Raw genomic sequence first — 12334 nt, 5'->3', positions numbered from 1 at the left:
TCTACCGCCAAAGCCGCTTATGACGGCATTACGGCAGCAGAACGCTATATATAGTTTTAACCGATTAGTTTAGTCATCATCCATTTCCAAAACAGCCATAAACGCTTCCTGAGGAACCTCAACGGAACCAACCATCTTCATCCGTTTTTTTCCTTCTTTTTGTTTCTCTAATAGTTTTCTTTTTCTGGAAATGTCGCCACCATAGCATTTGGACAGAACATTTTTTCGCATCGCTTTAATGGTGGATCTAGCAATAATTTTGTTGCCTATTGCCGCTTGTACTGGAACTTCAAATTGCTGTCTCGGAATAAGCTCTTTTAATTTATCAACAATATGCTTACCACGTTCATAAGCAAAATCTCGGTGAACAATAAACGATAATGCATCAATCGTGTCACCATTTAACAAAATATCCATTTTCACTAACTTAGAAGCTCTGTAGCCAATTAAATCATAGTCAAACGAAGCATATCCCTTTGTTTGTGATTTTAACTGATCAAAGAAATCATACACAATCTCTGACAACGGAATATGGTAAATCACATTAACACGAATATCGTCTAAATATTCCATGTCTATAAACTGACCACGCTTCTTCTGGGCAATTTCCATCACTGCACCAACATATTCATTCGGAACCATAATGGTAGCTTTCACGTATGGTTCTCTCACTTCTTTAATCTGCTGTGGATCAGGCATGAACGATGGATTATCAATTGTTATCGTTGTTCCATCTGTTTGCTCTACTTCATAAATAACACTTGGGGCTGTTGTGATTAGGTTGATATTAAACTCTCTTTCAATTCGCTCTTGAATGATTTCCATATGCAATAAGCCTAAAAATCCGCAACGGAAGCCAAAGCCTAAAGCTTGCGATGTTTCAGCCTCATATTGTAAAGAGGAATCGTTTAACTCTAAACGCTCTAATGCTTCGCGTAAATCATTATAGTTTTTTGAATCGACCGGATACAACCCACAAAAGACCATTGGATTTAAGCGCTTATACCCGGGTAATGGCTCTGAGGCTGGACGTTCGACTAATGTAATCGTATCCCCCACTCGGGAATCACCTACATTTTTAATCGAGGCTGTTAAATAACCAACATCCCCAACAATCAATTCATCCTTAGTTACTGGCTTTGGTCGAAACACTCCTAATTCATTTACTTCGAATTCTTTACCAGTAGCCATCATCTTTATTTTATCGCCAACCTTTAAAGAACCTTCTTTAATACAAACATAGGCTACAACACCACGATACGGATCGTACATAGAATCAAATATTAAAGCTTTTAATGGTTCTTCAGGGTCTCCAGCAGGAGCAGGTATCGCTTCAATGACTCGCTCCAAAATTTCATCAATCCCTATATTCGCCTTCGCAGAAGCTAAAATAACATCATCTTTATCAATACCAATAACATCTTCAAGCTCCTGCTTCACGCGTTCTGGATCTGCGCTTGGTAAATCAATTTTATTTATAACCGGTATAATTTCCAGGTCATTATCTAATGCCAAATAAACATTGGCTAGCGTTTGTGCTTCAATCCCCTGTGCTGCATCCACTACTAAAATGGCGCCTTCACAGGCGGCAAGACTCCTTGATACTTCATATGTAAAATCAACATGTCCAGGTGTGTCGATTAAATGAAATAGATAGTCTTCGCCAGCATTACTTCGGTAATTTAGCTGCACTGCATTTAATTTGATGGTTATACCACGTTCTCTTTCCAAATCCATTGCATCAAGCAGCTGATCTTTCCTTTCTCTTTCCGTAATGGCTTTCGTACGCTCTAAAATACGGTCAGCCAATGTAGACTTCCCGTGATCAATGTGAGCGATAATCGAAAAATTACGCACATTTCTTTGAATTTCTGCCATTAATGATGTTCACTCCTACTTTTTCTACCAGTATCTTTCAGTAGAAAACCTAAATTCTCGACGACAATGACTAGGTTAGATTATAGCAATAGAATCAATGATATTCAAGAACAATGATACAGTTAATCCATCGTGGTACCATATACATCTTTATTGTCACGAAGGTCAAGAAAAAGTTAGTTCCGTGAAAGTTGCCTATCGTTTAGGCGGCCTGTTGTCAGATAAAAGGTTCGTAAAACATCATAAACTTCATTAGACTCGAAGTAAGACAACAGCGATATTTTATTTATCACTTTCATGGCAATTTTTTAACATATACTTAGCTAAGTACACGTTAGACGAAGGGCGTTCTAAAAATCCTGTATTGAAAACAAATTTGTTTTTTTACCATGCTTGCTAAAAAAACAGCTCAGCGATTTGATGTAAGATCGTCACTACAGCTTCAAAAAAACTAGTAATACCAGCTTCTAATACTGAGGCCGTTTTTTCAGTTGCCGGTGCAGGCATCTCAGGTTGCGTGGTCAATACCTCATGCTGACTATCGGGAGCCGATTGTACTTCTTTTTCAATAGCACGCTCATCTGATTCCGTTACATTTGTCGGGACAATAGGATTGTCCTCCTCTCCACCATTATTACCGTAAACAACCCCAGCTAAAAAACAAACCGCTAATAATAGTAATACAATAACAGCACGAGTCATTTTTACACCTCCTAAGATGACGCATCTACTTTCTCTGCGTCCCAATACATTTCGCTAAATACATCCGCAAGTGCATCAGCAGAACGATATAGTTCGTCTAAATGATTTTCAACTCCACCAAATTCAAATAACAGTGCATTTTCGGATAAATCCTGATTGAAAATACCATTCGTACCTGCGCCTTTTTTGGTATATACTCCTCTACTCAAGCCTGGATATTTTTCTTCTAGTAAATAATGTAAGTTTGTTGCCAGCTTTTGGTTTTCTTCATAATCCGCATGTTCTGCACCAACAACAATCATAAGCCTGGCATACGATTTACCATTAATTTTTGTGGTCGTCTTATCTCTACTAATGGAATCACGGTGTAAATCAAACGCATATCGCATATGTTTGTTAGCTGCAAACGCATCTTCTACAACCTGTCTAGAGGCTTGATATGACTTGCCATAGTCCCAACCCTTTTTATTCAATTCATTCATGATATCCGTATCTTCTACTACCGTTCCAATACCGTTATCTTGCAGTGATTTTGCTAAACGGTCACTTACCTTTGTTATATTCACTTCTTTATGATGTGCCTGATTAGGATCTGTTACCTCTGGTAAATGAGGTAGAAAAGATTCCCGATTATGGGAATTGTATATATAAACGACTTGTTTATCACCAGTTGTCGGGGTAGCTTGTTGCTGTTCTTGATCTTTTTTGTCTTTTTCTGTTTGTTCTTCACTTTCTTCTAGAACAGCCTGTCTTTCTTTTAAAACGTCTTCCAATGGAGGGGATGACTCTACCGGAAAATTCGTAAAATCAGTACCTTGTCCTGCTACAATCATTTGATTATCGAAATTAGAAAATCCAGGTATTTCATTTCTTAACAAGCTACGCGGATCATTTGGCTTTAAATTAGTTGCTATTTGAAATAAAGTGTTCGTTACGTCAGGCTTTGCCTTATCGGCTGGAAATCCTTCATGAAACGCACGATTTTCTAAACGAAGTAGATAGTAAAAGAAGGAACTATCTATGTCGCTTGTCCATTCACTAATCATCTCTGATGACAGTCGGTATGCTGGTTTTATAGCTGTCATAGTTGCTATGAACAAAAAAAGTAATATAAAGCCAATAATATACACACTGCTTCTTGGCAAGAGAAACCATAGCGTTTTTGTTTTCATTCTTTCACCCCTTCTAAAATCACAACTATCGTTCGAACTTATACTATAAAAGCATGGAATGAAGCATCCTGTTGTATAATTTTTTATTCATGTGATAAGCTGTTTTACAAAAGGCTACTAACTAAAGCGTAACTGTGTCCAATTGCTACGCCTATGCACTTTCTTTTGGCAGAATGCCCACGATAGTATGCCTATGAAACTAAGCTAGGCTTTCATTAATTTAAGGTATGCCATAATGAAACGTAGACCTTTATACTCCGTTTAAGGTACTACGATTTTTACTAGGCTTTTTAAGTATCCTCTGTAAACTATTAACGCTTCTAGTTTACTCTATGTTTTAGATTCAAAAGCTAGAACCAATAATGTTATATGTTAGAATTTTTATCCCTGAAATGATAGAGTGCAAGCTGCAATGGTGAAACCCTATAAGAAAAGAGGCTGGGACAAAAGCAAATACTATATAGCTAAAGCCGAACAATCTTTTTATAATTGTTCGGCTTATTTGCATTAAAATATTTCTATCACCACTATGTCAAAATACTTCGCTTTCCGCAGGTCTCCTCAGCTTCCGCGGAAAGAAAAAACCACTTTCCTGCGGGGATCTTCAGCTCGCTCTGTTCCCGCAGGAGTCTACATATTTTGACTACGCTAAAATTTGCGTATACACAATTGGCGATTTATTGTTCGTTTTTTAATCAGCTGTTTTAGTTATGTCCAGCCTCTTTTCCACATTATTCGCCGCTTATCTGCTATAAGCGCTAAAGTTATCCACGTCGACCTTTTCATGAAGTGCTGCATTTACTCCGTTAGCTAGAACCGTAGCCATATCCTTCATAAATGCATCCACTTCTTTTGGTGTTACCATTAAATTATGTCCAAGAGGTGTTAGCACTTCTGTAATTAGCTTCCTTTTTTCTTCATCCTCCAACCCGCCTACGATTCCAAGAAAAGTTTCACGTTTTTCCTTATCTGGCATATCTTCTTCACTTAAACTTCGATCACCAAATGAAAGACCAGCGGGAGTTAAAGCTTTTGATGGCGCATCTTTTTCCCGCCACTCCCTGCCAAAATGTTTTAAGATAAAATCGATTGTATCGCTGGCAATCGTTACAGCGTCAACAACGGTAGGAACACCGATTGCAATAACTGGTATTCCTAATGTTTCTTGGCTAATTTCTTTACGCTTATTCCCAACTCCAGATCCAGGGTGTATACCTGTATCAGACAATTGAATCGTTTCGTTCACTCTTTCAATGGAGCGTGAAGCAAGTGCATCAATACAAATAACAAAATCAGGCTCGAACTTCTCTACAATCCCAAAAATAATATTACTTGTTTCAATTCCCGTTACCCCCATAACGCCTGGCGTTACTGCTGCTGTTGAGCGATATCCATTTGCAACTGTTTCATGCTCTAATCGAAATAGATGGCTTGTTACTAACACCTTCTCTACCGTCATTGGTCCGAGCGCATCAGGGGTTACATTCCAGTTACCAAGACCAACAATTAATCCTTTTGCATCCTTAGGGATTTGATTAGCAGCTAATAATTCCTCTAACTCTTTTGCTAATACTTGGGCTGCCAAATACTGTCTATCTGTATCTTGGCGTTTTACGCCATCTGCATAAATCGTAATATATGTTCCCGCTTTTTTTTGTAGTAGCTTAGCACCTGTTTGATCGATATCTACGTAGGAAATTTTAATGCCATCCTTCTCTTTTTCTTTAATAGTCACACCTTTTATTGATTGTTCCGATTGATCTTGCTTCTCTACATACATATCTTTAGCTTCAACCGCAAGATCTGTCCTCACCTGGTAAGGAACGAATTGGTCATTTTGTTGCTCCATTGGTTATCACCCTTTATCCATTTTATTTTTAGTTTGAACAATGTAACTTAACTCATACATGGAGTAAATCATCATTTAGGTAAAGCAATCGATAATAAGCAATTTTGTATATTTTTTGTGTAGGCTGTCTTCCTTCCAGCCCTTAAAAAATAAGGTATAGATTAGTGTCTAAATTATCCCTTTCACTCTATTAAAAAATAAAAGTTCACTTAAGTATGTTGCAGCTACTTGAAAACACATGCTTCCTTTGGTAAAATGACCTTTGTCGATAGACAAAAAAATTGGGGTCTCATAACGATTTGTTTTGGATCATAAACCGAGATACAATCGATGATGGTGTTAGTTTTAGGAGGTGAAGTCAATGGCAAATATTAAATCTGCAATTAAACGTGTTGATACAAATAGAAAGAAACGTTCTAATAATATTACACAAAAATCAACCATGCGTTCACAAATCAAACATGTTGAAAAGCTAATTGAAGCAAAGGACAAAGAAAATGCGAGCATCGCTTATAATGTTGCTAAAAAAGCAATTGATAAAGCTGTTCAAAAAGGCGTGGTCCATCAGAATTTTGGAAATCGCCAAAAATCCCGTCTAGCTAACAAAATCAACCAGCTTGGCGCATAAAAAAACGATCCATTAAGGATCGTTTTTTTACTTCCATAAATTAACATGATATTTATGTTATTAGAATACTACTCTCAAGCAGCGCCTACACTTCTTTGTTTATTTAAAGTAAACCCCTCGAGCGTTTATTAAAACCATTTTAAATATACTTCTGTTCCTTTATGGGGCGTACAGCATTGTTTCCTTGCACTAATTGATACAACAGCATTTCAAAAGCCAAATCCTTTTCCATGCCTCCCTGCTTCATCACACTATCTGCTTCGGTAAGCTGATTCATGAAATATTGCAAGGTCTCTACTGAAAATTGCCCTTCTCGTTTTAAAGCTAATTTAATAACATATGGGTGGGCACCAAGTTGTTTTACCATTTGCCCCTGCGTATAGCCTTTTTGTTTCAATAGCTTCACTCTTAACAACGTACGAAATTGAAACGCAAGTAGACCAACTAAAGCGATCGGTTCTTCTTTCTGCTTTTCTAAATCCCTAAAGATTTCGATTGCTTGATGCAAATTGCGATTCATAACAGCATCTGCTAATCGAAGGGAAGAGCTTGTGGCAGTACGGGACATTAAGTTGTCTGCAATTTCTTTTGTCACCTGTCCATTTTCACCAACGTATAAGGAAAATTTATGTAATTCACTTTCTAAAAGGTGAAGATTCGTCGAAATTTCAGATTCAAGCATATCGTAAACTTCATCCGTTACGTGAATTTTCAATTGCTCAGTGAGTTGCTCCATCCATTTCCTTAGTTCATATTCTTTAACTTCCCTGCAATCTGCTACAATTGCATGTTTTTTTAATTGTTTCGTTATTTTCTTCCGCTCATCTAATTTTTCATAAGGGGCAACCACTAATAAAATGGAATAATCTACCGGATTAGTTAGATAATTTTCCAATACTTCTAACTGATGGTCAACAGCATTTTTTTCCGGTTTTGCTTTTAGAAATGAAGCATTATTAGCAATGATTAATTTGCGATCTCCAAAAAAAGGAAATGTTTCAACATCTGCAATCACATCTTCAATAGGTGTTTCCTCTAAATCGTATACATTCAAGTTATCTTTGTTGCCATCAATAGTTACTTGCTCTATTTTATTCTTTAGCTGTTGTATAAAAAAGGATTCATTTCCATAAACTAAATATATAGGTGCTACTTGCTTTTTATTTAGCTGTTTGACTACCTCTATATAATCCATCATATCACTCCATATTTAAGCCTGTCTTATTTATGGTAAAGTGTATTGAAGAGAATGGCAAGGTAAAAAAATATGAGCTTCGACCGCAAAATAAAAAATCAGAGAGAGGGAAAATCTGGGTAAGAAAAGAACAATCCCTCTCTAATCTATATAAACGCTTAGTGAAAGGCCCTAGGAACCATGCACTAAACGATATTTGTTTTATTTCTATCATTTCCTTTCTGTTCGAAATTATCGATGTTAAGTCTTTCTAGTTTTGGTATGAAAACGTTTATATGTTACAATAAAGGCACACTGGATTTTTTTAATAAGTTCGCTTATACTATTGGTGATATGGGAGGGGTTAACATGAACGAATTTGAAAAGGATATTCAATCAAAAACAAATGACGTCGTCGATAACATTAAAGGCTTTACATTTTCGTTTGTTTTCTTTTTGCTAATTTTTGCAATTGGGGTAACCATTAGTGTGCTGGGATCTTAATAAAACAGGCATGAATAAGTAGCGTACATAAAGAGAGACTGTTTTCAGTCTCTTTTTTTATTGTATAGGAAACGATAAAATGATGTGCTTGTGGTTAACGAAATAACCGACTAGTCACGTCTGGCTCATGAGCCCAGCAACGATTCCGCCTATAGAAATGCGCCCTACGATAAGTCATCATCGGTTCGTCACTAAGAGGAAGGCCGACTAAAAACGGGCTTGCCGGCATACCCCTGTTTTAGTGGCATGATTCCTTTATCCCGTAAAAAGGCGTTGTAGACTCCCACTTCAAGAATGGAAGATGTGAGCTAAACAAGTCGAAGCGGGAGGTAACAGCACCTAAATCCCCGATTCGTTCAACTAACCATCAGCGGAGATGAAGAAAACCCTGCTGATGGAAGGTTCACTTTATCTTTAGTTGATTCGTTCCATTCACTACGTTGCTAAACGGGCACCCCGCGCCTTTGTTCTTGGCGTATCATTGCTCATCATGTAAATGTTATTTTCACCAGAGATATTTTTACCTTTTGCAACCATCCAAAACCAAAAATGGTACAGTTTTACACATCTAATAAAGTATATGTTTTTAAACGCTGTTTCGTTCACGGCAGTTTTACTATATTGTTTGGATAGTTATGGATTTCCAATCCGAACAACACACTGCTTCAAGCATTAAGACATCAGCTGAAATGTTACACGGGGCTTTTAGTAGAAACTCCCATAGCACATATATTACATAATTTGAATATGTCTTTATCATTTTATAATTGTAAATATCCCTGCCTTGTCTTGAAAATGATATTGAACAGCTCCATGTTGATCCGTTCGTAAGATAGTCATCTCTTTGTCTTCTAGTCTTTGTACCACATCATCAGCAGGATGCCCGTACCGATTATCTCTCCCCACAGGTATTAATGCGATTTTAGGTGAAAGCTCTTGCAGGAGAGCTTCATCCGTTGACGTATCACTTCCATGGTGAGCCACTTTCAACACGTCTATGCTCAAGTTTGGATACTTTCTAATCACATCTTTTTCTTCCTCTTTCGTTATGTCGCCTGTAAACAGCCAATTTTTTCCTCCTAAATTTGTATACAGCACCATGGAGTTTTGATTGGAGTCGTGGTTATCTTGTATCGGAGCAAGAATTTGAAACAAATGACCACCAACGTTCATTTCTGAATTCCCCTTTGCTGTGATCAAGTTAACATCCTCCGGAACACGGTTAAATTCAAGCTTTGCGGTATCAAAAAACGGACTAACAATAATAGTATTTACTGCAAACTCTTGAAGTAAATACGGAACACTTCCAATATGATCCATATCTTCATGTGTTAAAATGACCGCATCTAATTGCTGGATTCCGCGCGAAAATAAATACGGCTTTATAACTTGCTCATACATACGCCTTGATGGAGCATAATCTGTAAATGAAAATGTTGCTCCAGCGTCGATAAGGATAACTCCTTTACGATAAGGTAATTCAATTACAAAAGCGTCACCTTGCCCAATATCTAACATGGTAACAGTACCAACTGGAGAAAAATACGGACGTAAGCCATTACCAATTAGCAGGAGTACAATGAGACATCCACAATAAAAAGCATGTCGCAGCTTTTCTTTTTCCCACCATTGCATAAAAAGGATAAACAGGACGTAATACAATAGGACAACAAACCAAGGTAACGGGCCGCTAACTAATGGAAAATGCATATGTTCATCAAACCAATGAACAACTTGCATTGCTACATGATGAATATTCATAAACCAATTATCCAGTAGAGAAACCCATGGCAGAGGGGTAAAGAGAAGTAATAAAAACATGGCTGGAATAAAAAAAGCGGAATAATAAGGCACCATTATTAAATTAACTACAATGGATGCTGGTTGAAATAACGAAAAGTAATAAAATTGGATTGGCAAAATCGCTATTTGTGCAATAAAACTAATGTATAACACTTGAAACAAGCGATTTTTCGTCTGAAAAAGGATTCTTTTGGATAAAAGTAACGCAAACGTTACTGCAAACGAAAGCTGAAAACCAACTTGATACATGATAAATTTATCAGTAGCGAGCAAGAATAAAAATACGAGACTTAAAACATCTGTGACATTCCATTTCCAGCCTGTTTTATGAAGAATGATCAAGATACATGCCATTAAGCTAGCTCGCCACACAGAAGGTTCTCCGCCAGCTAAAACAGCATATATAGGGAGAAAGATAAGAATTGCCCATTCGGTCCATTCCTTGGTGAGTAAATTTAACTTAATAAGTACAAAGTATAATAAACCTGTAATAATACCGACATGCAAACCTGAGATAGCGAGTAAATGACTCATTCCCCACCGTTGAAACAATTCGACTGTTTCTTTGTTTACGGATGAATCATCTCCGAAAACCAGCGCGCGCACCCATGAAGAGGTTTCTTTACTTAACCGTTTATCCGTATAGTCCAAAACAGAATGTCTAATTTGATCGAGGCTTTGCAATATTCCTCGATTCTTTACACATTTCAATAATTGCAAATCGGATAAAACAGCTTCATACTTGATTTCTTTCGTTAAAAGATATCTGCGATAATCAAATTGCCCGGGGTTCGTTGCAGTGTCAGGGGCGCTAATTTCTGTCGTGAATGAACAAGTAGAACCATAGCGTATAGACTCATCGTATTTGCCTTCCTGATCCGGAAAATACGCAACTGCAATTTTTTCATTTATCTGTTCGTCTTGGATAACAAAAGAAAGCCGAGAAGTAGTTTTTTCAACTGGACTGACAATGGGTCCTGAAACAGTTATTGGATGCTTAAGCGGATCCAGCTGGTTGTTGCTAGAAAGATGTGGGAGATAAAAGTAGAAAAAGAGAAGGAATAAAAAGGATAGCACCAATGGAAGGGTAGCTATCCGCTTGATGTAAAATAAATAACTAATCCATATAAGAAACACTCCAAAAAGCAATGTGCTGAATGAGGTTAATATTGCCAGCATACTTGTAAAAGCAGCACATGCGACAAAATGCCAATTACCATTCACACTATTCACCTTTCATCTAATTGAAATAAACGTACCGCTTCTTCTTTTAAATTTATTAATTCATCAGGATCGAGAGGTTTTTGATCCATTCTTTGAACAAGCTCTTTCATAAATCGATGTTTCTCAGCATAGTTGGTATCAACCATAACATAATCAAGTTCGACCTTCTTAGTTTCTACGCCAACTTCAGCAAATAAAGAAATCGCGTACGGATGATTATGATAATCCTCAGCATAATAGACGGTTCGAATACCTGCTTGAATTAATTGCTTACAGCATTGCAAGCAAGGAAAATGAGTCACATAAATATCTGCCCCTTCTGTAGGGACACCGAATTTAGCACACTGTAATAGTGCATTTGCTTCAGCGTGAATCGTACGAACACAGTGACCATCAATTACATAACAACCATCATCGATACAATGCACACTTCCAGAAACACTTCCATTATATCCACCGGCAATAATACGTTTATCTCGTACAATCGTAGCACCGACCATTAATCTAGTACATGTACTACGTAAAGCTAACAAATGACTTTGCGCCATAAAATATTGATCCCATGAAATACGTTCCATTCGTACTCCCCTTTCAAACTCATTTATCTAAGTTTCTTGCTACTTTTAGATGGAGTATGCATTAAGAATAAAAAACTATTCTCTGGAGCATCGCTATTTACACTAATAGTCAAATTAGACTCAACCATATCGAAAAAGCTAAACGATGAAAACATCCCTATTAGAACATAACCAGCCGTATCCAGAGTCACTCAAGGTACTTGAATGTCATCCTCTAGCGCTTCCAATGTTTTTTCGCCAATACCAGAAACATTCAACAAATCTTCCAGTTGTTGGAATAGACCATGTTCTTCTCGATATTGAACGATTGCTTCTGCTTTTGCAGGACCAATACCGTTTAAAGCCTCAATCTCTTCCGCAGTAGCTTGATTGATTTTGACTTTTACCATTCCACCACTTTGTTCATTAACAATCGATGGTCCATTCTCTCCAGCTGCTATTACTTCAATAACCATCTCATCCTGAACTTTTTGCGCCAAATTCACCTGAGATTGATCCGCATTAGTCGTGAACCCGCCTGCTATTTCAATAGCATCAACGACACGTGCTTCTGATTCCATCTCATACACCCCAGGACGTTTCACTTCTCCCTTAATATCAACATATATTGATTGAGTTGCAGAAGTTTCTTCTTCCTGATCAGATGTGGGATCAGTAGGATCTAGCGGCTCATCTTTTACAACCACTTTAGCATTTGTTCCGTGATCATCCTTCTCACTTGTCAATAATAAAACCACAAGAATAGCGATAGGGATCGCAATGATGAACAATATACGTTTAATTTTACTTGTGTACAAGGGATTCAACTCCTTTTTCCGAACC

Annotated in this window: 10 protein-coding genes; 2 read left to right on the top strand and 8 right to left on the bottom strand. The window is 37.4% G+C overall.

The features are described 5' to 3' along the window. Positions 1-69: 69 nt before the first annotated feature. From lepA to gpr, 4 genes are all read right to left on the bottom strand, one after another. A complete protein-coding gene (gene lepA / locus KBP50_RS07655; RefSeq protein ID WP_050353119.1) occupies positions 70-1878 on the bottom strand; it encodes a translation elongation factor 4 in 1809 nt (602 codons plus the stop codon). Between the two features lie 396 nt (positions 1879-2274). Then, positions 2275-2580, bottom strand: coding sequence for a hypothetical protein (locus KBP50_RS07650; RefSeq protein ID WP_050353120.1), 306 nt, complete (start codon positions 2578-2580; stop codon positions 2275-2277). A gap of 11 nt (positions 2581-2591) precedes the next feature. Beyond that, a complete protein-coding gene (gene spoIIP, locus KBP50_RS07645; protein ID WP_050353121.1) occupies positions 2592-3752 on the bottom strand; it encodes a stage II sporulation protein P in 1161 nt (386 codons plus the stop codon). Between the two features lie 742 nt (positions 3753-4494). Next, positions 4495-5601: a GPR endopeptidase gene (gpr, locus tag KBP50_RS07640; RefSeq protein WP_050353122.1), complete on the bottom strand. Its 1107-nt coding sequence runs from the start codon at positions 5599-5601 to the stop codon at positions 4495-4497. 361 nt (positions 5602-5962) lie between these two features. On the opposite strand from gpr, the gene rpsT reads away from it, so the two are divergent. Then, the gene (gene rpsT, locus KBP50_RS07635; RefSeq protein ID WP_050353123.1) at positions 5963-6229 is read left to right on the top strand and encodes a 30S ribosomal protein S20; all 267 of its coding nucleotides are present in this window, start codon (positions 5963-5965) and stop codon (positions 6227-6229) included. Positions 6230-6368: 139 nt separating this feature from the next. Here rpsT and holA read toward each other — a convergent pair whose 3' ends face one another. Further along, the gene (gene holA / locus KBP50_RS07630) at positions 6369-7424 is read right to left on the bottom strand and encodes a DNA polymerase III subunit delta (RefSeq protein WP_050353124.1); all 1056 of its coding nucleotides are present in this window, start codon (positions 7422-7424) and stop codon (positions 6369-6371) included. Positions 7425-7772: 348 nt separating this feature from the next. Here holA and KBP50_RS07625 point away from each other — a divergent pair, with 348 nt between their 5' ends. Continuing rightward, positions 7773-7907, top strand: coding sequence for a YqzM family protein (locus KBP50_RS07625; RefSeq protein ID WP_072740890.1), 135 nt, complete (start codon positions 7773-7775; stop codon positions 7905-7907). Between the two features lie 756 nt (positions 7908-8663). On the opposite strand, the gene KBP50_RS07620 is transcribed toward KBP50_RS07625, so the two are convergent. The 3 genes from KBP50_RS07620 to KBP50_RS07610 form a co-directional block, all read right to left on the bottom strand. Further along, positions 8664-10943 carry a DNA internalization-related competence protein ComEC/Rec2 gene (locus tag KBP50_RS07620; RefSeq protein ID WP_139325353.1) on the bottom strand — a complete coding sequence of 760 codons (2280 nt, stop codon included), beginning with the start codon at positions 10941-10943 and terminating at the stop codon, positions 8664-8666. Beyond that, positions 10940-11512: a ComE operon protein 2 gene (locus KBP50_RS07615; RefSeq protein WP_050353126.1), complete on the bottom strand. Its 573-nt coding sequence runs from the start codon at positions 11510-11512 to the stop codon at positions 10940-10942. The genes KBP50_RS07620 and KBP50_RS07615 overlap by 4 nt, the downstream gene beginning before the upstream one ends. A gap of 191 nt (positions 11513-11703) precedes the next feature. Next, positions 11704-12309 carry a helix-hairpin-helix domain-containing protein gene (locus tag KBP50_RS07610; RefSeq protein ID WP_072740891.1) on the bottom strand — a complete coding sequence of 202 codons (606 nt, stop codon included), beginning with the start codon at positions 12307-12309 and terminating at the stop codon, positions 11704-11706. Positions 12310-12334: the final 25 nt, after the last annotated feature.

The sequence above is a fragment of the Virgibacillus pantothenticus genome, assembly GCF_018075365.1.
In the GTDB taxonomy this organism is placed as follows: Bacteria; Bacillota; Bacilli; order Bacillales; family Amphibacillaceae; genus Virgibacillus; species Virgibacillus pantothenticus.
The sequence above is the reverse complement of the archived record's forward strand: the minus strand, read 5'-3'. Positions and strand labels throughout refer to the sequence as shown.

What these genes read in the sequence shown, in the direction of transcription:
- rpsT (WP_050353123.1), top strand. Translation starts at nt 5,963, where the DNA reads ATGGCAAATATTAAATCTGCAATTAAACGTGTTGATACAAATAGAAAG.
- KBP50_RS07615 (WP_050353126.1), bottom strand. Translation starts at nt 11,512, where the DNA reads ATGGAACGTATTTCATGGGATCAATATTTTATGGCGCAAAGTCATTTG.
- spoIIP (WP_050353121.1), bottom strand. Translation starts at nt 3,752, where the DNA reads ATGAAAACAAAAACGCTATGGTTTCTCTTGCCAAGAAGCAGTGTGTAT.
- lepA (WP_050353119.1), bottom strand. Translation starts at nt 1,878, where the DNA reads ATGGCAGAAATTCAAAGAAATGTGCGTAATTTTTCGATTATCGCTCAC.
- KBP50_RS07625 (WP_072740890.1), top strand. Translation starts at nt 7,773, where the DNA reads ATGAACGAATTTGAAAAGGATATTCAATCAAAAACAAATGACGTCGTC.
- holA (WP_050353124.1), bottom strand. Translation starts at nt 7,424, where the DNA reads ATGGATTATATAGAGGTAGTCAAACAGCTAAATAAAAAGCAAGTAGCA.
- KBP50_RS07650 (WP_050353120.1), bottom strand. Translation starts at nt 2,580, where the DNA reads ATGACTCGTGCTGTTATTGTATTACTATTATTAGCGGTTTGTTTTTTA.
- gpr (WP_050353122.1), bottom strand. Translation starts at nt 5,601, where the DNA reads ATGGAGCAACAAAATGACCAATTCGTTCCTTACCAGGTGAGGACAGAT.